The 586-nt window shown below is 69.6% G+C and carries 1 protein-coding gene; it reads left to right on the plus strand.

Features of this window, described 5'->3' with window-relative positions; genetic code table 11:
• A partial coding sequence (locus MKK53_RS01095) for a phosphate acyltransferase (protein ID WP_243926034.1) occupies positions 1-586 on the plus strand: 586 nt, incomplete at both ends.

Raw genomic sequence — 586 nt, forward strand, 5'->3', positions numbered from 1 at the left:
CTGCTGCTTCTGCTGCCGTTGCTGCTGCTCGTCGGCGCGGCGGTGTGGATGGGGGACCGCAAGTCGCCGATCTTCCGCCACAACCGCCTCGGCCGGGGCGGGACGCCGTTCGGCTGCCTGAAGTTCCGCACGATGGTGGTGGATGCCGAGGGCGCCCTGGCGGCGCACCTGGCCGCGAGCGCCACGGCGCGGGCCGAGTGGGCCGCCACGCACAAGCTCACCGACGACCCGCGGGTGACCGCCCTCGGCCGGGTGCTGCGCAAGACCTCCCTCGATGAGCTGCCCCAGCTGGTCAACGTCCTGCGGGGCGAGATGAGGTTCGAGACGCGGCTGCGGATCATCCGCGACGTGATCGGCCTGCAGCCGGGCATCAAGCAGCTCGCGGCGATGAGCCTGATCATCACCAACGAGGGGCCGTACTTCCTGGCCGACACCCATGTCCGGGAGAACCCGACGTCCGAGGAGATCGCCGAGATCGCCCAGGCCTGCGCCAACCACGTGACCCGCTTCGGCATCACGCCGAAGATCGCGCTGCTCAGCCATTCGGATTTCGGACAGTCCGACTCCGCCTCGGCCATGAAGATGC

The organism is Methylobacterium sp. J-076, assembly GCF_022829405.1.
Lineage (GTDB): Bacteria > Pseudomonadota > Alphaproteobacteria > Rhizobiales > Beijerinckiaceae > Methylobacterium.